General features: G+C 71.2%; 19 protein-coding genes and 1 pseudogene. 18 read left to right on the forward strand and 2 right to left on the reverse strand.

What is annotated here, in order from left to right; genetic code table 11:
- The first annotated feature begins 7 nt into the window (after positions 1-7).
- The 14 genes and pseudogenes from murD to OPF83_RS03930 all read left to right on the forward strand — a co-directional run bounded on the left by murD (position 8) and on the right by OPF83_RS03930 (position 17,128).
- A complete protein-coding gene (gene murD, locus OPF83_RS03865) occupies positions 8-1,516 on the forward strand; it encodes a UDP-N-acetylmuramoyl-L-alanine--D-glutamate ligase (protein WP_264885886.1) in 1,509 nt (502 codons plus the stop codon).
- 3 nt (positions 1,517-1,519) lie between these two features.
- Positions 1,520-3,211, forward strand: coding sequence for an FtsW/RodA/SpoVE family cell cycle protein (locus OPF83_RS03870; RefSeq protein ID WP_264885887.1), 1,692 nt, complete (start codon positions 1,520-1,522; stop codon positions 3,209-3,211).
- Positions 3,208-4,332 (forward strand): undecaprenyldiphospho-muramoylpentapeptide beta-N-acetylglucosaminyltransferase, encoded by a 1,125-nt coding sequence (gene murG, locus OPF83_RS03875; protein ID WP_264885888.1) that lies wholly within the window; start codon positions 3,208-3,210, stop codon positions 4,330-4,332. Before OPF83_RS03870 ends, murG begins: the two co-directional genes overlap by 4 nt.
- Positions 4,333-4,385: 53 nt before the next feature.
- Positions 4,386-5,807 carry a UDP-N-acetylmuramate--L-alanine ligase gene (murC, locus tag OPF83_RS03880; RefSeq protein ID WP_264885985.1) on the forward strand — a complete coding sequence of 474 codons (1,422 nt, stop codon included), beginning with the start codon at positions 4,386-4,388 and terminating at the stop codon, positions 5,805-5,807.
- A 19-nt stretch (positions 5,808-5,826) separates the two neighbouring features.
- Complete coding sequence (locus tag OPF83_RS03885; protein WP_264885889.1) at positions 5,827-6,648, forward strand: cell division protein FtsQ/DivIB; 822 nt, start codon at positions 5,827-5,829, stop codon at positions 6,646-6,648.
- Between the two features lie 285 nt (positions 6,649-6,933).
- Complete coding sequence (ftsZ, locus tag OPF83_RS03890) at positions 6,934-8,121, forward strand: cell division protein FtsZ (RefSeq protein WP_264885890.1); 1,188 nt, start codon at positions 6,934-6,936, stop codon at positions 8,119-8,121.
- Between the two features lie 3 nt (positions 8,122-8,124).
- The gene (gene pgeF / locus OPF83_RS03895) at positions 8,125-8,844 is read left to right on the forward strand and encodes a peptidoglycan editing factor PgeF (protein ID WP_264885891.1); all 720 of its coding nucleotides are present in this window, start codon (positions 8,125-8,127) and stop codon (positions 8,842-8,844) included.
- 58 nt (positions 8,845-8,902) lie between these two features.
- On the forward strand, positions 8,903-9,655 hold the full coding sequence (locus tag OPF83_RS03900) for a YggS family pyridoxal phosphate-dependent enzyme (protein WP_264885892.1): 753 nt from the start codon (positions 8,903-8,905) through the stop codon (positions 9,653-9,655).
- Between the two features lie 73 nt (positions 9,656-9,728).
- Positions 9,729-10,412 carry a cell division protein SepF gene (locus OPF83_RS03905; protein WP_264885893.1) on the forward strand — a complete coding sequence of 228 codons (684 nt, stop codon included), beginning with the start codon at positions 9,729-9,731 and terminating at the stop codon, positions 10,410-10,412.
- Between the two features lie 47 nt (positions 10,413-10,459).
- Entirely contained in the window at positions 10,460-10,759 is a 300-nt protein-coding gene (locus OPF83_RS03910) for a YggT family protein (RefSeq protein ID WP_264885894.1), read from the forward strand.
- Positions 10,760-10,892: 133 nt separating this feature from the next.
- A complete protein-coding gene (locus OPF83_RS03915) occupies positions 10,893-11,786 on the forward strand; it encodes a DivIVA domain-containing protein (protein WP_264885895.1) in 894 nt (297 codons plus the stop codon).
- 102 nt (positions 11,787-11,888) lie between these two features.
- Positions 11,889-12,101, forward strand: a complete 213-nt coding sequence (locus OPF83_RS03920) for a hypothetical protein (protein WP_264885896.1) — start codon at positions 11,889-11,891, stop codon at positions 12,099-12,101.
- A 352-nt stretch (positions 12,102-12,453) separates the two neighbouring features.
- Positions 12,454-15,465, forward strand: a pseudogene (gene ileS, locus OPF83_RS03925) (isoleucine--tRNA ligase); the annotation flags it as partial.
- A gap of 142 nt (positions 15,466-15,607) precedes the next feature.
- Positions 15,608-17,128, forward strand: coding sequence for a DNA polymerase IV (locus tag OPF83_RS03930; RefSeq protein ID WP_264885897.1), 1,521 nt, complete (start codon positions 15,608-15,610; stop codon positions 17,126-17,128).
- Positions 17,129-17,134: 6 nt separating this feature from the next.
- Here the strand turns inward: OPF83_RS03930 and OPF83_RS03935 are convergent, their stop codons facing one another.
- Complete coding sequence (locus OPF83_RS03935; protein ID WP_264885898.1) at positions 17,135-18,154, reverse strand: asparaginase; 1,020 nt, start codon at positions 18,152-18,154, stop codon at positions 17,135-17,137.
- A gap of 141 nt (positions 18,155-18,295) precedes the next feature.
- Here OPF83_RS03935 and OPF83_RS03940 point away from each other — a divergent pair, with 141 nt between their 5' ends.
- Positions 18,296-18,784, forward strand: coding sequence for a hypothetical protein (locus tag OPF83_RS03940; RefSeq protein ID WP_264885899.1), 489 nt, complete (start codon positions 18,296-18,298; stop codon positions 18,782-18,784).
- On the opposite strand, the gene OPF83_RS03945 is transcribed toward OPF83_RS03940, so the two are convergent.
- A complete protein-coding gene (locus OPF83_RS03945) occupies positions 18,785-19,795 on the reverse strand; it encodes a hypothetical protein (RefSeq protein ID WP_264885900.1) in 1,011 nt (336 codons plus the stop codon).
- A 70-nt stretch (positions 19,796-19,865) separates the two neighbouring features.
- Between OPF83_RS03945 and lspA the strand changes: the two genes are divergently transcribed.
- The 3 genes from lspA to OPF83_RS03960 are packed head-to-tail and all read left to right on the forward strand — an operon-like array spanning position 19,866 to position 22,208.
- Positions 19,866-20,549 carry a signal peptidase II gene (gene lspA, locus OPF83_RS03950; protein WP_264885901.1) on the forward strand — a complete coding sequence of 228 codons (684 nt, stop codon included), beginning with the start codon at positions 19,866-19,868 and terminating at the stop codon, positions 20,547-20,549.
- Positions 20,542-21,468 (forward strand): RluA family pseudouridine synthase, encoded by a 927-nt coding sequence (locus OPF83_RS03955; protein ID WP_264885902.1) that lies wholly within the window; start codon positions 20,542-20,544, stop codon positions 21,466-21,468. The genes lspA and OPF83_RS03955 overlap by 8 nt, the downstream gene beginning before the upstream one ends.
- On the forward strand, positions 21,465-22,208 hold the full coding sequence (locus OPF83_RS03960; protein WP_264885903.1) for a hypothetical protein: 744 nt from the start codon (positions 21,465-21,467) through the stop codon (positions 22,206-22,208). Before OPF83_RS03955 ends, OPF83_RS03960 begins: the two co-directional genes overlap by 4 nt.
- Positions 22,209-22,217 lie beyond the last annotated feature (9 nt).

Consider the following 22,217-nt stretch of genomic DNA (forward strand, 5'->3'; position numbering starts at 1 on the left):
GAGCGCCGTGACCGATCTCGACGTGCGGGAGCTGGCCGGCGCGCGCGTACTCGTGCTGGGCGCAGGCGTGTCCGGTCCGGGTGCCGTGCGGATCCTCGTTGCGCTGGGTGCCGAACCGGTGGTGGCCGATTCGCGGCCGGAGGCGATCAGTCGGCTGCGCGACGCGCTGCCCGAGGGCGTGACGTGTGCCGGGGCGGACCTGGACCGTGCGGCGGAGCTGATCGCGTCGGCAGGTGACCCGAGCGGGTCGGGCGAGGGGGACGATCCTGCCGGTGCGGGTGTCGACCTGGTGGTGACGAGCCCCGGCTGGCGTCCCGATTCGGCGCTGCTGGTGGCCGCCGCCGAGCGGGGTGTGCCGGTGTGGGGTGATGTGGAGCTGGCGTGGCGCGCCGACACCGCAGAGCTGTTCGGTCCGCGCCGGACGTGGCTCGCCGTGACGGGCACCAACGGCAAGACCACCACCACGTCCATGCTCGAGGCCATCTGTCTCGAGGCGGGGATGTCCGCCCGCGCGTGCGGGAATATCGGCCTGCCGGTGACGGACGTCCTGCTCGCCGAGCCGCGCGTGGACGTGCTCGCCGCCGAGTTGTCGAGCTTCCAGCTCCACTGGGCGCCGAGTTGCCGACCGGACGTGGGCGTGGTGCTCAACGTCGCCGAGGACCATCTGGACTGGCACGGGTCGATGGAGGCCTACGCCGCGGCCAAGGCGCAGGTTCTCTCCGGCGACGTGGCGGTGGCGGGGGTCGACGACGAGATCGCGACGCGGCTGCTCACCGCAGCCCCGGCCGCCACGCGGATCGGTGTGCGCCTGGGCGAGCCGGCCCCCGGTGAGTTCGGGGTCACCGACGGCGTTCTCACCGCGCGGCCGGCCAGCACGGGCGACAACGACGACGACAACCCTGTCCCGCTGATGCCGGCCGCCGACGTCCGCCCCGCAGGGCCCGCGGGCGTGCTCGACGCACTGGCGGCCTCGGCCGTCGCGATGTCGGTCGGTGCCGGTCCCGACCATGTCGCCTCCGCCCTGCGTGCGTTCAACGTCGGAGCGCACCGCGCCGAGCCGGTCGACACGGTCGACGGCGTGCATTTCGTGGACGACTCCAAGGCCACCAACCCCCACGCGGCGAGGACCTCGTTGCTCGCGGGCGGCGGCCGTGTCTGGATCGCCGGAGGCCTGCTCAAGGGCGCCGACGTGGATCCGCTGGTCGCCGAGGTGGCCGACGTGCTGCGCGGCGTGGTGCTCGTCGGACGGGATCGCGGTCGGATCGCCGAGGCATTGGCCCGACACGCCCCCGACGTGCCCGTGGTCGAGCTGGCCTCGGGGGACGATGGCGTTGCTGCGGGTCCCGACGAGCCGCAGCAGACGATGGACCGTGCGGTCGCCGAGGCCGCGCGGATGGCCACCGGCGGCGACACCGTGCTACTAGCCCCCGCGGCCGCGTCGATGGACATGTTCACCGACTACGGCCACCGAGGGCGCAGCTTCGTCCTCGCCGTGGCCCGCCTGGCCGGGAGGTAGAACATGGCATCCGAAGATCGGGCCCGCCGTTCGGGGCGACCCGCGTCCGACCCCGGTGCGACGACCGCGTCACGGTCCGACGCCGCTCCCGCCCGTCCCGACCTGCTCGGGCGGATCGCCGCACCCCTGGTGGCGATCAACCGTGCACCCCTGACCTCGTACCACGTCGTCATGGTGATCACCGCCCTGCTCACCGTCATCGGTCTGGGCATGGTGCTCTCCAGCTCCAACGTGCTTGCCTTCTCCGGCGGTGGTACGCCGTTCGACATCTTCCTGCGTCAGGCGATGTTCGTGACCATCGGTTGGGTCGGCTTCGCACTGGCCCTGCGGATGCGGTTCGAGCTGCTGCGCTCGATGGCACTGCCGTTGCTCGGGGTGTCGACCGTCCTGTTGGTCGTGGTCCTGTTCACCGCCCCGGTCAACGGCTCGCGCGGCTGGATCAACCTCGGCTTCTTCTCGATCCAGCCGGCGGAGATCGCCAAGCTGGCCTTCATGATCTGGGCGTCGTCCGTGGTCGCCAAGCGGATGCGGACCGGGTACTGGTTGGATCTGCTCTTCCCGGCCATCGTCGGCTGGGCCGTGGTCGCCGGGCTCATCCTCGTGGCCCCCGATATGGGCATGACCACGGCCGTGACCATCGCGTTCCTGTGCATCCTGTGGTTCGCCGGGTACCCGGCGCGGCACTTCCTTCTGGTGATCGTGTTCGGCATCGTGCTGTTCGGCGTCTTCGCCTCGATGTTCGCGTACCGCTCCGAGCGGATCCTCACGTACATCGACACCGTGCGAGGGGACTTCTCCAACCCCCAGGGCGCGGCGTACCAGTCGTACCAGGGCATGCTCTCGCTCGCCGACGGCGGACTCTTCGGCGTCGGACTGGGGCAGTCGAGCGCCAAGTGGTTCTACCTGCCCGAGGCGACGAACGACTTCATCTTCGCGATCATCGGCGAGGAGCTCGGGTGGGTCGGCGCCACCGTCGTGGCACTGCTCTACTTGGTCCTCGGCTGGGTGGGAATGCGCATCGCGACACAGTCCGTCGACCCGTTCCGCCGGCTGCTCGCGGGCACCATCACCGCCACGATCGTCCTGCAGGCGTTCATCAACATCGGCTACGTGGTGGGTCTGCTGCCCGTCACGGGCCTGCAGCTGCCGCTCATCTCCAACGGCGGTACGTCCGCGGTGGTCACGCTGACCTCACTGGGACTGCTCGCCAACTGCGCGCGGCACGAGCCCGAGGCGATCTCGGCGATCCTCAGCTCGCCCCAGCGTCGTCGTCGCTGGTACTCGCTCCCGGACCCGAAGCCCTACACCCCCGAGCGGCCCGTGCCGGCCTCGGCGGCACCCGGCCGCTCCAGCGAGGGGACCCGTCGCTACGGCGAGCCCGTCACACGCGGATCCCAGGGCGTTCCCCCGTCCCGCCCGCAGAAGGGCGGCCGACGCACGGCCCAGCCGGCACCGGTGCCGCGTCCGAACCGCACCGACCCGCGGACCCCGGCGTACGAGACCATGCCGATCCCGGCCGATGTCGCTCGCGACCGGCGGCAGGGAGCCACCGCCATGACAGGTCGCACCGCGCGTCCGGTCCGGGGCCGCGAGGCCGAACGGCGCCAGCCACGCCGCACCGCGCCCGACCCCGGCACCAGACAGAACCCGGGAACGCCGCGACCCCGTCCGATCCACCGAGGTAGACAGAGATGACCGAGAAGAGCCACGGACCGTCGGTCCTGGTGGTGGGCGGCGGAACGGCCGGTCACATCGAACCCGCACTCGCCGTGGGGGAGGCCGTCACCGCGCTCGACCCGCGTGCCCGGGTCACCGCCGTCGGGACCCCGCGCGGCCTCGAGACCGAGATCGTGCCCAAGCGCGGTGTGCCGCTCGAACTCGTCGACCCGGTCCCGCTCCCGCGACGGATCAACGGGGACCTGTTCCGCCTCCCCGGTCGCCTGCTGCGGGCGATCCGTGGGGCCCGCGCCGTGCTGGCCCGGACCGAGGCCGACGTCGTGGTGGGCTTCGGCGGGTACGCCTGTGTCCCCGTCTACCTCGCCGCCGGTCCGCTGGCCGGGCGTGGCCGGAAGGTCCCGGTCGTGGTCCACGAGGCCAACGCCCGTGCGGGGATCGCCAACAAACTCGGCGCGCGCTTCGCGGTGGCGACCCTCGCGGCGGTCACCGGTTCCGGACTCGACGCGCGCGTCGTGGGCAATCCGGTCAAGCGGGCGGTGGCCGCCCTCGACCGGCCCGCACTGCGTGAGGAGGCCCGCCGCACCTTCGGCCTGGACCCGGCGGCGCCGACCATCCTGGTGGTCGGTGGATCCCAGGGGGCCCGCTCGCTCAACTCGGCGATGGGCGGGGTCGCCGAGGAGTTCTCCCGTGCGGGCGTCGCCGTGCTCCACGCCGTGGGCCCCAAGAACGTCGACGACGCGCCGGTCGTCTCCGGCGGGGGCGCACCATACGTCACCGTGCCCTACCTGGACCGCATGGACCTGGCCTATGCCGCGGCGGATCTCATCGTGTGCCGGTCCGGCGCGATCACCGTCGCGGAGGTCTCCGCGGTCGGGCTCCCCGCGGTGTTCGTGCCGCTTCCGCACGGCAACGGGGAGCAGGCCCTCAACGCCCGCGACCTCGTCGCCGGGGGCGCCGCGATGATGGTCGACGACGCCGACCTGAACGCCGACTACCTGCGCACGCAGGTGCTCCCGCTCGCGCTCGACCGCGGACGGTTGGAGACGATGTCCGCGGCCGCCGTCAGCGGCGGCTCCCGGGACGCGGCCGAGGTCGTGGCGCGTGCCGCGCTCGACGCCGCAGGAAAGGACACCCGGTGACCGCACGCCCTGAACCCCAGGCCGATGTCCCCGAGACGCTGACCCGCGTCCATATGATCGGGATCGGCGGCGCGGGCATGTCCGCCGTCGCACGGATCCTGCTGGACCACGGCGCCGCGGTCTCCGGCAGCGACGCGCGTGATTCCGACGAGTTGCGGTCCCTCGAGGCACACGGCGCGGTCGTCCGGGTGGGGCACCACGCCGATGCGCTGCACGCCGCGGGGGCCGCGCCCGAGATCGTCGTGGTCTCCAAGGCCGCGATCCCCGCCGATAACCCCGAGCTGGTCGCGGCCCGTGACTCCGGCATCCCCGTTGTCACCCGCTCGCAGGTCCTGGGTCACCTGGCGCGGGCCGGTCGGTCGATCATGGTCTGCGGCACCCACGGAAAGACGTCCACCACCTCGATGCTCATCGCCGGCATGACGGCCGCCGGTTCCGACCCGTCCTTCGCCGTGGGCGGGATGGTGCTGCAGTTCGGGACCAACGCGCGCGGCGGCGCGGATCCGGTGTTCGTGGCAGAGGCCGACGAGTCCGACGGATCCCTGGTGCACTACGAGCCCGACGTGGTGATCCTCACCAACGCCGAGCCCGATCACCTTGACCATTTCGGCACCGCCGAAGCCTACTTCGAGGTGTTCGACACGTTCCTCGCGCGGATCCCCGCCACCGGCGCCCTCGTGGCCTGCCTCGACGACGAGGGATCCGCCGAGCGCGCCCGCCGGGCCGCCGCCCGGGGTGTGCGGGTGGTGGGATACCGCACCGTGACCGGTCCGGAGAACGACCTGCCGGTGGTGGCCGAGCTCGCCGACGTGGTCGTCGACGCCGACGGCACGCGTGCGCAGCTCACACTCGACGGCCGGACCCGCACGACGATGCACGTCGGTACCCCGGGTGAGCACATGGTGCTCAACTCGGTGGCCGCACTGCTCGCGGCCCGGGAGGTCGCCGGCACCGACGCATTCGACCTCGACGGGTTCCTGGCCGGGCTGTCCGGGTTCGGGGGAGTCGGCCGCCGCTTCGAGCCCAAGGGCGAGATCGCGCTCGACGGGGGATCTGTCCGCGTCTTCGACGACTACGCTCACCATCCCACCGAGGTCAGCGCGGTTCTCGGTGCGGCGCGGGAGATCGTGGAGGCCGACGGTGGCCGGCTGGTCGCCGTGTTCCAGCCGCACCTGTACTCGCGCACCCGGATCTTCGCCGAGGAGTTCGCCGCGGCGCTGTCCCTGGCGGACCGCGTCGTGGTGCTCGAGGTCTACGGTGCCCGCGAGCAGCCCGAGCCGGGGGTCGACGCGGGGCTCATCACCCGTCACGTCACCTCGCCCGTGGACAGGGCGAGCGACCTGGACACCGCGCTCGAGGTGGTGACCGGGATGATCGAGCCGGGCGACGTGGTGTTCACGCTGGGTGCCGGTGACATCACCACGCTCGGCCCCCGCATAGTCGCCGGCGTAGACACGGCCGGGAGCGGACACTGATCGTGGACAGGAGCGGGCGTTGACCAGCGACGACGACCGGACCGACGAGCAGCAGTCGACTCCGGTGACCGACGACCCGGACCGCCGCCTCGACGCGGTGACGGTCCGGGAGTCCGACGCACGCGTTCGACACTCCGATCCGGCGGTGCGTGCCAGGCTCCGACGGCGACGCCGCCGCACCAACCGCATCTACGTCGGGCTCGGCGTGGCACTGGTCGTCATGCTCGTCGGCTACATCGCGCTGTACTTCCTGCCCGTGTTCGCGGTGCGCGAGGTCAAGGTCAACGGACCGCAGACCATCCCGTCGGATCTCGTCATCGAACGGGCCGCGGTGGTTCCCGGCACGCCGCTGCTGCAGGTAGACACGCACTCCGTCGCGCGCCGCGTGGCGGGGATCCCGCGTGTCGACCAGGTGACGGTCAAGCGTGACTACCCGTCCGCACTGCGGATCGAGCTGGTCGAGCGCACCGCGCTCGTGGTGGTGGACGTTGACGGAGCGGCCCATCTCGTCGACGCCGCGGGTGTCGACTTCGGTCCCGGCGAAGTCCCACCGGGAACCCCGACACTGACGGTCGGGGAAGAGGCCCGGTCGAGTCTGCCGTCGATCGTGCGTGAACTCGCCGGAGTCTTCGAGGAGGTGCGCGGCACCGCCCGACAGGAGATCGCGTCAGTGCACGTCGAGACCCCGGCGTCGATCGAGTTGACGCTCGGCGATGGACGGGTCGTGGAGTGGGGCGCGGCCGGCCGCGACCACGAGAAGGCGGTCGCCCTGGAGATGGTGCTCACCCAGCCCGGGCAGACCTGGAACGTCTCGAACCCGGCGCTGCCCACCTCCCGCTAGGCACGGTGGCGTACACGTCTCGCCTGTCCCGGTGAAGAGAAGGCCACGACGGGGCGTCGTCCGGTAAGGCCGAGGCACACACTTTCCGCAAGCGTCACGACACGACACGCCCGCGCGGTTCATGGACGCACGGGGTCGCTGCCCCTACGGTGTGATCCGAAGGCGGAAACGGCCTCTGACCTGCAAGTTTAACCCTCAACTAGAGGGTGAGACTTTAGGTCCACGGAACTTTCGTCACGACAGCATGCAACCGAGCACGACACCCACAAGGAAGGCCGGGCCTCGATGAGCTCACCGCACAACTACCTCGCAGTCATCAAGGTCGTCGGCATCGGGGGCGGCGGCGTCAACGCCGTGAACCGGATGATCGACGAGGGACTCAAGGGCGTCGAGTTCATCGCCGTGAACACCGACGCGCAGGCCCTGCTCATGTCCGATGCGGACGTCAAGCTCGACGTCGGGCGCGAACTCACACGCGGGCTCGGCGCCGGCGCGGATCCGGAGGTCGGTCGCAAGGCCGCCGAAGATCACAAGGACGAGATCGAAGAGGTCCTCAAGGGTGCCGACATGGTGTTCGTCACCGCCGGCGAGGGCGGCGGCACCGGCACCGGCGGCGCACCCGTGGTTGCGGCGATCGCCCGCAAGCTCGGCGCACTGACCGTCGGCGTGGTCACCCGCCCGTTCTCGTTCGAGGGCAAGCGCCGCGGCGGCCAGGCGGACTCCGGCATCGACCAGCTCCGCGAGGCCTGCGACACGCTCATCGTCATCCCCAATGACCGGCTGTTGCAGCTCGGCGACGCGGGCGTGTCGATGATGGAGGCCTTCAAGACCGCCGACGAGGTCCTCCTCAACGGTGTCCAGGGCATCACCGACCTCATCACCACCCCCGGCGTGATCAACGTGGACTTCGCCGACGTCAAGGGCGTCATGTCCGGCGCCGGCAGCGCGCTCATGGGCATCGGTTCCTCCCGAGGCGAGGGCCGCGCGTTCAAGGCCGCCGAGGCCGCGATCAACTCGCCGCTGCTCGAGACCACGATGGAGGGCGCCAAGGGCGTGCTCATGTCCATCGCCGGCGGGAGCGACCTGGGCCTGTTCGAGATCAACGAGGCCGCCTCGCTGGTCCAGGAGGAAGCGCACCCCGACGCCAACATCATCTTCGGCACCGTCGTGGACGACTCGCTGGGCGACGAGGTCCGCGTGACCGTCATCGCCGCGGGCTTCGAGGGCGGTTCGCGTCCGGTCACCGCCGGTGGTGCCGCGCCGCGCCGCGGTCGTCATCACCTCGACGACGACTCCGTGCCCGGCGCTTCCGGGGAGACCGGCGGAGCGTCCGAGCTCGGCTCGACGCCCCTCGGCGGGGGTCGTCGCGAGGAGCCGGCGTACACCGACGCCCCGGCGAGCTCCGGCTCGTCCTCGTCCCGCCGTCGCGACGAGGACGACGACATCGACGTCCCGCCGTTCATGCGGCACTGACGGATGCCCTCACGCGGAACAGGACGCGTCCGCCGGGTGGTCACCGACCGCCGCGGCGGCGCGTCCTCCGGTGATTTCGACTCGTTCAACCTCGGCGACCACGTCGGCGACGCCCCCGCGGCGGTCGCCGCGAACCGGGCGCGCCTGGCGCGGCGGTTGGGGCTGCCAGCCACCGACATCGTGTGGATGGACCAGGTCCACGGAACCCGCATCGCCCGCGTGAGCCGGGCGACGGGCGGGCCCGTCCCCGCCACCGACGGCCTGGTGACGGACAGGCCCGGCCTGGCGCTGGCCGTCCTCACGGCCGACTGCGTGCCCGTGCTGGCAGCGGACTCCGAGGCCGGGGTGATCGGGGCCGTGCACGCAGGACGGGTCGGCGCGGTGGGCGGGATCGTCCCGAACCTCATCGGGGCCATGACCTCGCTCGGAGCCCGACCCGAACAGATCACCATCCTCCTCGGACCGGCCGCGGCCGGAGAGCACTACGAGCTCCCGGACGAGATGGTCGACGAGGTCGAGGATGCCCTTCCCGGCAGTCGCGCCCGCACAGTCGGCGGGACCGCCGGGGTGGACCTGCGCCGGGGACTGACCCGCCAACTCCACGGACTGGGCGTGACGCAGGTCGACTCGGACCCGCGGTGCACCATCGCCGACGAGTCCCTGTTCTCGTACCGGCGCGAGGGCCGGACCGGGCGCCTGGCGTCGGTGATCTGGCGCGAGTAGCGCCTGCCCGATAGGTTACGTCTCATGCAGCACACTGTCGGCGAATCAGCAGGTCACCGTGACTGACCCCCGGACAACTGACCCCCGGACAGAGGAACTGGCGGAGCGCCTTCACGCGACCCGCGAACGACTGGACGCGGCCCGGGCGGCCGCCGGCCGGACAGAGGAGGTCGACCTCGTCGTCGTTACCAAGTTCCACCCCCTCGACGACGTGATCCGCCTCGCGCGCCTCGGGGTGCGCGACGTGGGGGAGAACCGTGTCCAGGAGGCGGCCGCCAAGGCCGCCGAGTTCGAGACCACCGACGCCGGGCTCGCCGCGACACTCCGCTGGAACATGATCGGCACCATCCAGTCCAACAAGGCCGCCTCCATCGCGCGATGGGCCGACCGCGTCCACTCCGTGCACTCGGTCAAGGTCGCCAACGGGCTCGATCGTGGGCGCGCCCGGCGGGCGGAGGAGACGGCGTCGACCAGAGAACTGGCTCCACTGCCCGTCCTCCTGCAGCTGAGCCTCGACGGCGACACCTCCCGCGGCGGGGTGGCGCGTGAGAACCTGCACGCGCTGGCCGACCACGTGGCGGAACTGGAGCACCTCACCCTTGCCGGCCTCATGGTGGTCCCCCCGCTCGAGGGGGATCCGGCCGTGCATTTCGCCGATGCCGCCGAGGTCGCCGCAGGTCTGCGGGCCGCGCATCCCGGCGCCACAGAGTTCTCGGCGGGGATGTCCGGGGACATCGAGGACGCGATCGCCGCGGGTTCCACCTGTGTGCGTGTCGGAACGGCGATCCTCGGCCCGCGACCAGTAATTTGATATCCGACCTCGCGGGGGAGTCCTTCCGCGACAACAGACCGCGACGACCCCGTTACCAGGAAGGTCCCGGAAGATGAGCGCAATCGCCCGGTTCAAGGAGTACTTCGGAATGGCGCCCGTCACGGCGTACGAGGACGAGTACCTGGACGACTACGACCGCCCCGTGCACCACGACGTCCGTGGGGCCCGGTCCCTGCACGAGATGGATGATCCGGGACCGGTCGGCCGGGACCGTCGGGACGACTACGGCTACGCCGCCGATCGCTACGCCGAGGAGCCCGTCGGGCGCCCCCGCCTGGACGAGATGGACGCCCCTGAGGCGCCGCGTCGCGCCATGGCCGACGACGCGGCCCCGCGACCCCGCCGCTACCACGCCGCCGAGGCCGGGGCCCGTGCCTCGCTGCGCGGTGTGCCCACCACGCGCGGAGCCGTCGCGCTCGCCCCCGAGGAGGAGTTCGTCGAGGACGGACTCGTCACCGTTCCCGAGACCGTTGTTGAGCGCCCTCGGGGCTTCGGTGACGGCAAGAGCCTCGGAGAGCACTTCCGCGCCGGCCGCGCCGTGGTGCTGGACCTGTCGACCATGGCCGGCCCCGATGCCCGCCGCATGGTGGATTTCGCCGCCGGACTGGTGTTCGGACTCGACGGACGGATGGAGAAGGTCGCCGACCGCGAGCGCACCTTCCTCCTGCAGCCCGCTGGCATGGATCTCACCGAGGCCGAGGTCCGTGACGCCGTCAACGGCGCGTTCCGTCGCTGACCCCCACCGGCCGACCCGGTCGGACCGGGGCACAGTAGGGTTGGGACGTGCGTGAATTCCTCGTAATCCTCTATATCGCCACCCAGATCTTCTGGTACCTGCTGCTGGCCCGGATCGTCGTGGAGATGATCGCGTCCTTCTCCCGGGGGTGGAACCCCCGGGGCTTCGTCGCGGTGATCCTGGAGTGGCTGTTCACCATCACGGACCCGCCGGTCAAGGCGCTCCGGAAAGTGATCAAGCCGGTCCGTTTGGGGCAGGTCTCACTCGATCTGTCCGTACTCGTACTGTTCGTGATCATCATCGTGATCCAGATGATCCTGCGGTACCTGATGATCACTGTCGCCTGACCCGCGTTCGCGGGGTCATGGTGACGCGCGAGCCGATTGTGACTAGATTGGCACGCGTTAAGGTAGTAATGATGTCGTGGGCACGGCGTGGAAACGCCGAGCCGGCACCCGAGACGACCACGAGGGGTATCCCATGCCGTTGACGCCAGCCGATGTGCACAACGTCGCGTTCTCCAAGCCGCCGATCGGTAAGCGCGGCTACAACGAGGACGAGGTCGACCAGTTCCTCGACCTGGTCGAGAAGGAGCTCGCCGAGCTCGTCGGAGAGAACGAGGATCTCCGTCATCGGGTGGACGAGTTGAGCAAGGACCTCGAGAAGGCGCGCAAGTCGTCGGACAAGGGCGACAAGAGCGAGTCCGACTCGGGCGCGAGCAAGGCCGCCGCTGCCACACCGGCTGCCGGTGCCGCCGCACCCGCCGCAGCTCCCGCTGCCGCGGCCGCGACCCCGTCGCTCGCCAAGTCGGAGGACTCCGGCGCCGCGAACCCCGAGACGCACATGCGTGCCGCCCGCGTGCTCGCCATGGCGCAGGAGATGGCCGACCGTCTCACCGGCGAGGCCAAGAAGGAGTCCGACGGGCTCATGTCCAAGGCCCGCGGCGAGTCCGACCGTCTGGTCGGCGAAGCCAAGACCCAGTCCGAGAAGATGGTCAGCGACGCCCGCAAGGAGTCCGACCGCATCCTCGGCGAGGCCAAGACCAAATCCGACGGCATCGTCAAGGACGCCCAGACGCGGTCCGAGCAGCAGATCAAGGAGGCGCAGACCAAGGCTGACGCCCTCCAGGCCGACGCCGAGCGCAAGCACACCGAGATCATGGCCACGATCAACCAGCAGCGTGGCGTGCTCGAAGGTCGTATCGACCAGCTGCGCACCTTCGAGAAGGACTACCGCAGCCGGCTCACCAGCTACCTGGAGAACCAGCTCTCTGAGCTCGGCAAGAACGGCCCCTCGGCGCCTGCCGCCCCGGGCGACGTCGGCTCCGTGTCGGCCAAGAGCGACAAGAAGGACGGCGGCCATACCGCAGAGTAGGTCTTCCGAGCAGATGTCCCGTCGACCCCCGACCCTGCCCAGGGTGCGGGGGTCGACGTATATTCGAGAAGCGAACTGATACGCGACGCACAGGAGGCAACGATGCTCGTCGCCGCACTAGGCCTGACGATCCTCGGTTTCGCCTTTCTCGTCGCCGCCGTCGCCACCGGACAGATCGCCTGGGCCTGGGCCTGCATCGGAGTCGGAGCCGTGGGGCTGATCCTGCTCCTGATCGACCTGATCCGCGGGCCCGGCAGAGGCGAGTCCGACGCCCCCGTGGCGGCGGACGAGACCGAAGCCCGCACCGACGGGTAGAATCTGCAGACGTCCGGCCCCGAGCCGGATGCGCATCGATCCGGCCATCACCGGGGAGCGCTCGGAAGAACAGTCGGCCCTCATCTCGGGCCGGCCCAGTAGAACCGAACGGGAGAGCCCGTCACAGCTCGAGCCACGAGTGGGCGTCGACGTCGTCGTCGTCAAACGGGGTGGTACCGCGGCCGGGTGCGCTTCTCGCACCCGGATCGTCCCCGAGCGCAGGCCTGACGGCCCCACGACACGCGAACTCGTGCGGGCCCCGTACGCGAGGAGTCCCGCCCAGATGAGTACCGAATCCGCGACCCCGGGCACCGAGAGCCGCGGCACCGCCGTCACCGGAAGCGCGTACCCGATGGTCGACCTCACCGGAGGCACCACGGCACAGACGCCGTCGTTCCCCGCGCTCGAGGAGACCGTCCTCGCCCGCTGGGATGACCGGGACACCTTCCGCGAGTCCATCCGCGGCCGTGCCGACGCCGAGGAGTACGTCTTCTACGACGGACCCCCCTTCGCCAACGGTCTCCCGCACTACGGACACCTGCTGACCGGGTACGTCAAGGACGTGATCCCGCGCTACCGCACCATGCGCGGCTACAAGGTCGAACGCCGCTTCGGCTGGGACTGCCACGGACTGCCGGCGGAGCTCGAGGCCGAGAAGCAGTTGGGCATCACCGAGAAGTCCCAGATCCTCGACATGGGCCTGGCCGAGTTCAACGCCGCCTGCAAGAAGTCGGTGCTGCAGTACACCGACGACTGGGAGGCCTACGTCCACCGTCAGGCCCGCTGGGTGGATTTCGAGAACGACTACAAGACGCTCGACATCGACTTCACTGAATCGGTCCTGTGGGCGTTCAAGCAGCTGTACGACAAGGGCCTGGTCTACAAGGGGTTCCGCGTGCTCCCGTACTCCTGGTACGAGCAGACGCCGCTGTCCAACCAGGAGACCCGCCTGGACGACGCCTACAAGATGCGGCAGGACCCGGCCGTCACCGTGGGACTGCCGCTCGAAGCTCCGCAGGACAGTCCCCTCCACGGGGCCGAGGTGCTCGTGTGGACCACCACGCCGTGGACCCTGCCGTCCAACCTCGCCGCCGCCGTCCATCCCGAGATCGACTACGTGGTGGTACGGGTCAACTCCGGTGAGTTCGCCGGACGGACCTTCGTCGTGGCCGAGGCGCGCCGCGGGGTCTACGCCGCCGAGTTCGGCGACGACGCCGAGGTCGTGGCCACGCTCAAGGGCACCGACCTGGTCGGCCTGCGCTACACCCCGCCGTTCGAATTCTTCGCCGGACACCCGGGCGCGCACGTGGTGCTGTCCGCGGACTACGTCTCGACCGAATCCGGAACCGGCATCGTCCACCTCGCGCCCGCCTTCGGTGAGGAGGACAAGGACGCCTGTGACGCCGCGGGGATCGAGCTGGTCATCCCGGTCGGCCCGGACGGCAAGTTCACCTCCGAGGTGCCGCCGTACGCCGGTCAGCTCGTCTTTGACGCCAACACGCCCATCTCGCGGGACCTGCGTGCCGCCGGGAAGCTGATCCGCCACGAGACCATCGAGCACTCCTACCCGCACTCGTGGCGCTCCGGGCAGCCGCTCATCTACATGGCGCTGCCCGCCTGGTTCGTCAAGGTCACCGCGTTCCGGGACCGGATGGTCGAGCTCAACCGCGAGCAGATCACCTGGATGCCCGAGCACGTCCGCGACGGGCAGTTCGGCAAGTGGCTCGAGGGCGCCCGCGACTGGAACATCAACCGCAACCGCTACTGGGGCGCGCCGATCCCCGTGTGGGAGTCCGACGACCCGGCCTACCCGCGCGTGGACGTGTACGGCTCCCTGGACGAGCTGGAGCGGGACTTCGGCGTGCGGCCCACCGACCTGCACCGTCCGTACATCGACGAGCTGACCCGCCCGAACCCGGACGACCCGACCGGCAAGTCCACCATGCGCCGCGTGGCGGACGTCTTCGACTGCTGGTTCGAGTCCGGCTCCATGCCGTTCGCGCAGGTCCACTACCCGTTCGAGAACAAGGAGTGGTTCGAGACCCACTTCCCGGGCGACTTCATCGTCGAGTACAACGGCCAGACTCGAGGCTGGTTCTACACGCTGCACGTCCTGGCCACGGCCCTGTTCGACCGTCCGGCGTTCACGCACGTCGCCGCCCACGGCATCGTCCTGGGCAACGACGGGCTCAAGATGAGCAAGTCCAAGGGCAACTACCCGGACGTCAACGAGGTGTTCGCCCGCGACGGCTCGGACGCCATGCGCTGGTTCCTCATGAGCTCGCCGATCCTGCGCGGCGGCAACCTCGTGGTGACCGAGCAGGGAATCCGCGAGGGCGTGCGTCAGGCCATGCTGCCGCTGTGGAACTCGTACAGCTTCTTCCAGCTGTACGCCGCCGAGCGCGCCACCTGGCGCACCGATTCGCAGCACGTGCTGGACCGCTACATCCTGGCGCGCCTGGCCTCGACGCGCGATGCCATGTCGGTGGCGCTGGACGCGACCGACATCGCCGCCGCGTGCGACGAACTGCGCCTGTTCGCGGACGCCCTGACCAACTGGTACGTGCGCCGCTCGCGCTCGCGCTTCTGGGCGGGCGAGGCCTCGGGCCGGGACGCGCGCGACGCGTTCGACACCCTGTACACCGTGCTCGAGACCACCATGCGGCTGGCGGCCCCGCTGCTGCCGCTGATGTCCGAGGTGATCTGGACCGGCCTCACCGGTGAGGAGTCCGTGCACCTGACCGACTGGCCGGCCGAGGGCGAGCTCCCCTCCGACGAGGCCCTCGTGGAGGCTATGGAGGCCGTCCGCACCGTCTGCTCGACCGTGTCCTCGGTGCGTAAGGCCAAGCAGCTGCGCGTGCGCCTGCCGCTCGCCTCGCTCACCGTCGCCATGCCGGACGCGGAGCGTCTCCAGCCGTTCGTCGGGATCATCGCGGACGAGGTCAACGTCAAAAACGTCGTTCTCACCAGCGATGTCGCCGCGCACGGTCGGATGGAGCTGGCGGTCAACGCCCGCGCCGCCGGCCCGCGCCTGGGCAAGGACGTGCAGGTCTGTATCAAGGCCTCCAAGTCCGGCGACTGGTCTGAGGTGGACGGTGTGGTGACCGCCGGTGGCATCGCGCTCGAGGAGGGCGAGTACGAGCACCGTCTCGTGGCTGCGGACCCCGACTCGACGGCCGCGCTGCCCGGCGGTGCAGGCCTGGTGGTGCTGGACCTGGTCGTGACCGAGGAGCTCGAGGCCGAGGGCTGGGCCAAGGATCGCATCCGTGAGCTGCAGGAGGCGCGTCGCCGGTCCGGCTTCGACATTTCCGACCGGATCCGGGTCCGCATGGAGGTCCCCGCGGCACGTCGCGAGTGGGCCGATCGTCACGCGGAGCTCATCGCGGGTGAGGTGCTGGCCACCGATTTCGCCGTGGTGGACGCGCTCGATCCCGCTGACGGTGAGGCGCTGGGCTTCGCCGAGGGCGTACGCGTGACGCTGGCTCGGGTCTGATCGGACCCCGGCCGTGGGGAGCGGGCAGGACCGGTGGGTCCTGCACGTGGACATGGATGCGTTCTTCGCATCGTGTGAACAACTGACCCGGCCGACCCTGCGGGGTCGGCCGGTGTTGGTCGGCGGGACCGGGGGCCGTGGTGTCGTGGCGGGCGCGTCGTACGAGGCGCGCGCGTTCGGTGCCCGCTCGGCCATGCCGTCGCATCAGGCGCGCAGGTTGGTGGGCGTGTCGGCGGTTTTCGTGCCGCCGCGCATGGCCGTGTACCGCGCGTTGAGCCGTCGGGTGTTCGAGGTGTTCGCCGAGCACGCCCCGGTGGTCGAGGCGGTGTCGGTGGACGAGGCGTTCCTCGAGCCGCCGGAGCTGCGCGGCGCGACCGCCGAGCGCACGCGCGAGTGGGCGCAGGCGCTGCGGGCCGCGATCCGGCAGGCCACGGGTCTGCCGGCGTCGGTCGGGGCCGGTGCGGGGAAGCAGTACGCGAAGATCGCCTCCGAACTGGCCAAGCCGGACGGGGTCGCGGTGGTCTCGCGCCGGGACCACGCGGAGAAGCTGGACCCGCTGCCGGTACGGAGCCTGTGGGGTGTGGGACCGGTGGCGGGGGAGCGGCTCGCCCAGTTCGGGATCACGACGATCGGGGAGCTGGCGGCGATGGACGACGACGACGTCGCCCAGGCGCTCGGGAAGACCGTCGGCCCGGCGATCGCCCGGATCGCGCGGGGGTATGACGACCGACCGGTCCAGCCTCGAGCCGAGGCCAAGCAGATCAGCGCGGAGAGCACGTTCGCCTCTGACCTCACCACGTCGGGGCAGGTCGCCGCCGCGATCCGCCGGTCCGCGGAGGGTTCTCACCGGCGGCTGCTCGCGGACGGGAGGGCGGCCCGCACCGTGACGGTGAAGGTGCGGCGCAGCGACTTCACCTCCATCACACGCTCGTACACGCTCCACGAGGGGACCACGTCGCTGGAGACGATCATCGCGGTGGCGCGCTCGTTGGCACCGGACCCGGTGGATTTCGGGGCGATCCGACTGTTGGGTGTGAGTCTGTCGGGGCTGACGGAGTTCCACCAGGACGCGTTGTTCGAGCAGGAGTTCGTGCCGGACCACCGTGGTGGTCTCGGCGTTGGTGTCCGTGGTGGCCACGGTGGTGACCCCGGGGTCGACGACGACGAGGACCTGCCCGATATCGTCGGGATGGGCGTCACCCACGTCGCGGTCGACGCGGACCACCAGGTCGACCTCGATACTCCGCGGGAGCCCGATGCCGCGGGTAGGGAGGCCGCGGGTGCGGGGGCGTCGGAGACACCGGGCGCGGTGCCGACGATCGGAGCGTGGCGGCAGGGAGTACGCGAGCGGTTCGGTACCGGCGACGACGTGTCCCATCCCGAGTTCGGACACGGCTGGGTCCAGGGCGCCGGCCACGGCAGGGTGTCGGTCCGTTTCGAGACGGCCGCGACCGGCCCGGGGCGGATGCGGACCTTCGCTGAGGACGACCCGGACCTCGAGCCGGCCGACCCCCTGGACTCCCTCGGGTGGTAGCCCTCGTCAGCTGTAGAGGTGGAAGCGCTGCCAGCGGCGGCGGACCTCGTCGGCCGAGCCGTCCGTGGTGCCCAGGAGTGCGGCCAGCAGGACGCGCGCCTGGCCGGAACGGAGGTAACCGCAGCTGAGCACGCCGAGCTTGGCGAGTTCGGCGCCCCCGCCCGCGCCACCGTACGTCGGTTCCGCCTCGCCGCGGGGGACACGGGTACCGGCCACCACCACGACATCGGGGTGCTCGGTGGCGAGCTCCCGCACGGCCGCGGCGACGAGCGGCGGCAGGTTCCCGGAACCCGTGCCTTCGAGGACGAGTCCGCGGGCTCCGGCCTCGACGCAGGCACGCAGCGCCACAGCGTCGGACCCCGGCGGGCAGGCCACCACGTCGACCCGGACGTCGGCGAACGAGGCCCGTCCGCCCAGCAGCGGACGCTCCAGCTCGGGCGGCAGCCCCTCGACGGGGTGTTCGGGGGAGTTGCGGGCAAAGGCGACGGGGTCGGTGGTGTGCCACTTGCGTACCCCGCGGGCCTGCAGGATCGCGCGACCGAGGACCACGAGCACGCCCAGCTCCCGCGAGACGGGGTCCGCGGCCAGGAGGACGGCGTCTAGCAGGTTCGCGGGGCCGTCGGCCTCGGGGTGGTCGGCGGCGAGCTGGGCTCCGGTGATGGCGATCGGGCGCGGATCGCGGTGGTGGAGGTCCAGCGCCATCGCGGTCTCCTCGAGCGAGTCGGTGCCGTGGGCGATCACCACACCGGTCACCGACTCATCGGAGAGGACTTCCGCCACGGCATCGAGGAGGGTGTCCCATTCCCGAGGCCCGAAGGCGGAGGAATCGCCGTCCAGCACCGACCGCACGCTGAGGCGGATCTCGTCCGGGATCACGGACTTCAAGCCCTCGATCATGGCGGTCGCGGCCGCCTCGGAGTCGCCCGCGTGGACGGTCCCGTCCGGGGTCGTGGAGGCCATGATCGTGCCTCCGGTGGTGCAGATCACGACATGGGGGGTGTCTGTGCTGGTCTCTGCGTTGTTCACCCGGTCCACAGTGGTGGTCGCACGGCCCGTCGTCAACCACCGGGGCCGTCAGGGATGGAACAATGACGCAATCGCGGCCCGAGAGCCGCACCGGTCCCGGTACGCGACACCGGAACCGCACATTCGACGAAAGGACCACGAGTGAGTCTTCGACGGACTATCGCCGCTGTCTCCCTGTCCGCTTTCGCCCTGGCCGGGCTCGCCGCCTGTGGCGAGGAGGAGAATGGGCGGGAGACCGCGCCTCCGCCCACCACGAGCGCTCAGGAAGCGGCGATCCCGACCGCCGAGGATCTCTCGCTGCTGCTCGAGCAGGCCTCCGACCCGGCGGTCCCGGTGGAGCAGAAGGTCAACCTGGTCGAGGGTGGCGCCGAGGCGCCCGAGATCTTCGACCAGATCGCGGCGCTCAAGGCGGAGAAGGGCGCCACCGTGGTCATCACCGGTGTCGCGGAGGGCGACATCCCGGGCACCCTCATCGCCAACGCGGTGATCCAGCAGCCCGGTCAGGAGGACATCAACGTCCAGGCCCAGTTCATCAAGCAGGGCACCGACTGGATGCTGCAGAAGTCCTTCGCCTGCGCGCTGATCACCAACGCCGGTCTGCAGCCGCCGGCCACCTGCGCGGCTGCCTGATCAGTCCGCTCCGGCGAACCGGAGCACCGAGTCCTCGTCGTAGGTCGTGCGCTTCCCCGTGGAGGGGTCGACGTACACGGCCCGCGTCGAGGACTCGGTCGTTCCGTCGGCGGGCAGTGCCGCACGGAGGTCCACCGTCAGCTCGCCGGACCCGGTGATCTCGTAGGTCTCCACGTCCAGGGACACATCGGGTCCGCCGTCGGGTGCCGGAGCGGTCAGGGTGTCGGAGGGGTCCGGAGCGCTCTGGTCGAGGCGGACGGTCGCCACGTCACCGTCGAGTGAGAGCAGCTCGTAGGTGGTGACCCGCGTCGGGGCCACCGCGTCGTCGACCTGTCGGGTCACGGTCCAGCGGGCGCCCTCGCCGATCGCCTCGGTCGGGAAGACGACGGTCGCGTCCGAGATGGCGTTGGCGGCGATCTCCACCGCCGCACGGGCGACGTCGGTCGCGTCGGCGGGCGCGGCCAGGCCGAGCTCGCGCACGATCCCGTCGGGCCCCCGGGTCCACGTCACCGTGAACCCGGGTGCCGTGGAGAACTGGGCGGCGCGGAGCTCGTCCACGGACGTGAACTCGCGGACGGTCGCCGAGGCGCGCTGGGCCCCGTCCACGTCGGGTTCGGACCGGCCCTCGAGGGTGAGGGTCTGCGCGGGGGTCTCGTCCACGCGGGCCTGGGCGCCCGGTACCTCGGTCCGCGCGGTGCCCGACTGGGTCACCTCGACCGTCGCCGGCTCGCGGGACGGGGCGTAGGTGAGGACCCGGCGTTCACCGGCACCCGGCTCCACCAGCTCCACCTCGGGGGCGGGACCGGGATCGACCGCGACCTCCGCCTCGAGGGACGTCTCGCCCGCGGCGGCGGACTCGCCGCCGGCACCGGCGGCGGGATCCGGGGAATCGGAGTCACCGCAGGCCGCGGCACCGGCCAACAGGGATGCCGTCAGGACGGCGCCGACGAGCCGGCGGCCACGGACGGCGACGAGCGGACGGGCGGGGAGACGCTTCGATCGGGGATCCACGGCGTCGAGCCTAGAGGGTCGCCCACCCGCGTCACGCGGCCCGGCGATCACATCAGGGATACTGGGCACCATGACAGACACGGGCGGCACACGGTCGGACGCGGCGGAGCGTTCACCAGGGGACGCCGGGCGCAGCACCACGGCGTCCGGGTACTTCAGGGCCGGGCCCGTGGTGATGCTCGTGATCGCGGTGATCGTGGTCGTGGCGGACCAGGCCGCCAAGATCCTCGCCGTGGCACGGATGGAGCCGGGCCGACCCATCGAGCTGATCGGGGAGTCCGTCCGCCTGGTCCTCATCCGCAATCCCGGTGCGGCGTTCTCCCTGGGCACCGACCTCACGCCGGTGTTGTCCGTCGTGGCGATGCTCGTGGTGCTCGGACTGGTGTGGTTCTCCCGCCGTGTCCACTCCCGCTGGTGGGCGTGGGGCCTGGGCCTCATCCTCGGTGGTGCCGCCGGCAATCTCGTGGACCGGATCTTCCGGGATCCCGGCGCGCTCCACGGTCACGTCGTGGACTACATGGCCGTGGGCTGGTGGCCGGTGTTCAACATCGCCGACGCCTCCCTGGTCACCGGTGTGATCGTCATCGCCGTCGCCGTCCTGCGCAATCTCGACTACGACGGCACGAAGGTGGGCGAGCTGGCCGAGGAACCGAAGTCCGTGGGCGCGAAGACCGAGGTTCCGAAGTCCGAGGTCCCGAAGTCAGTGGCCCCGAAGACCGCCGGCGCGAAGACCGACGAGGTCGCCGATGAGTGAGGTCCGCACGTTCCCCGTCCCCGACGGCCTCGACGGTATGCGGGTCGACGCCGGGATCTCCCGACTGCTGGGGATCTCCCGTACCGCGGTGGCGGACCTGGCCTCCGAGGGCAAGGTCCTGCTCGACGGCCGATGTGTCGGCAAGTCGGACAAGCTCACGGGGATGAGCTGGATCGAGGTCGAGATGCCTGCCCCCCGCGCCGAGCCCGCGATCGTCGCGGAGCCGGTGGAGGGCATGGCCGTCGTGTACGCGGACAACGACATCGTCGTCGTCGACAAGCCCGTCGGCGTCGCCGCCCACCCCTCGGTCGGCTGGACCGGGCCCACGGTGATCGGCGGCCTCGCCGCCGCCGGGTACCGGATCTCCACCTCCGGCCCGCCGGAGCGCAAGGGGATCGTCCACCGCCTCGACGTGGGCACCTCGGGACTGATGGTGGTCGCCGCGTCGGAGCGCGCCTACACACTTCTCAAGCGGGCGTTCCGCGACCGGACCGTCGACAAGACCTACCACGCGCTGGTCCAGGGCCACCCGGATCCGCTGTCTGGGACCATCGATGCGCCGATCGGGCGGCACAACTCGTCGGACTGGCGGTTCGCCGTGACCTCGGACGGCAAACCGTCGATCACCCACTACGACACCCTCGAGGCCCACCAGGCCGCGACCCTCGTCGAGGTCAAGCTCGAGACCGGTCGCACGCACCAGATCCGCGTGCACTTCTCGGCGCTGCACCATCCGTGCGCGGGCGACCCGACCTACGGTGGGGACCCCGTCCTCGCCAAGCGCCTCGGGCTCGACCGGCAGTGGCTCCACGCCGTCCGCCTCGGCTTCGAACACCCCGGGACCGGATCGTTCGTCGAGTTCAGCAGCGACTACCCCGACGACCTCCAGCACGCACTGGACCTCCTGCGCTCCGCATGACAGCCGCCGCACGGGTGGCGAAGGTCGCCGGTGTGGGCCTGGTGATCGTGCTCGCGCTGGTGGTGATCCTCACCGCCCTGCGGACCGAACTGCCGCGCTCCGCGGGCGTGATGACCGACGCCGTGGGCCCCGAGTCCGGCGAGACGATCGCCGCGTACCGGGACCGCGCCGCCGCGACGCTCACCGTCGGTGGAAGAAGCGACGACGACAACCGGGCGAACGACGACCGGGCGGTCGGCGGCCACCACTGGGCGCTCGTCTCCGCGGACACGGAGTGGAGCCCGGCCGAGGCCGCGAGGGTCGTGCGGGACCTGCCGAGAGCGTCAGCCCTGATCGTCCGGGTTCCCGTCGATGGGGTGGCCATGCCCGTCACCGAGTCGGTCGTCGCCGAGCCGGTGGCGGGGGAGGACTCCCGCGTCGCGACGTTCACCCGCGCACTGGAGAGGACCGCTGCGGGGTCCGCGTCCGCAGCGGCCACGGTTCCGGCCGGGGACAGGGAAGGCCGGAAAGCCGCGCTCACGGCGAGCCGCATCCGGGCCGGCACGCCGGCGATCATCGGGCTCGTCGTGCGTGGCCCCGCGGACGACCTCCGGGCGATGGCGGACGCGCCCGGCGTCCGTGCGGTCGAGGCGCTGCCCGCCGACGCCGTGTGGGGTCAGTTCGCCGTGCGCCCGCTCCTGCCGCAGCAGACGGAGGCCGCGGACCCGCTACCCGACGACGCGCCGGTGCCCGACGCCTGACGCCGCGGA

The organism is Dietzia sp. NCCP-2495 (assembly GCF_026011735.1).
Taxonomy (GTDB): domain Bacteria; phylum Actinomycetota; class Actinomycetes; order Mycobacteriales; family Mycobacteriaceae; genus Dietzia.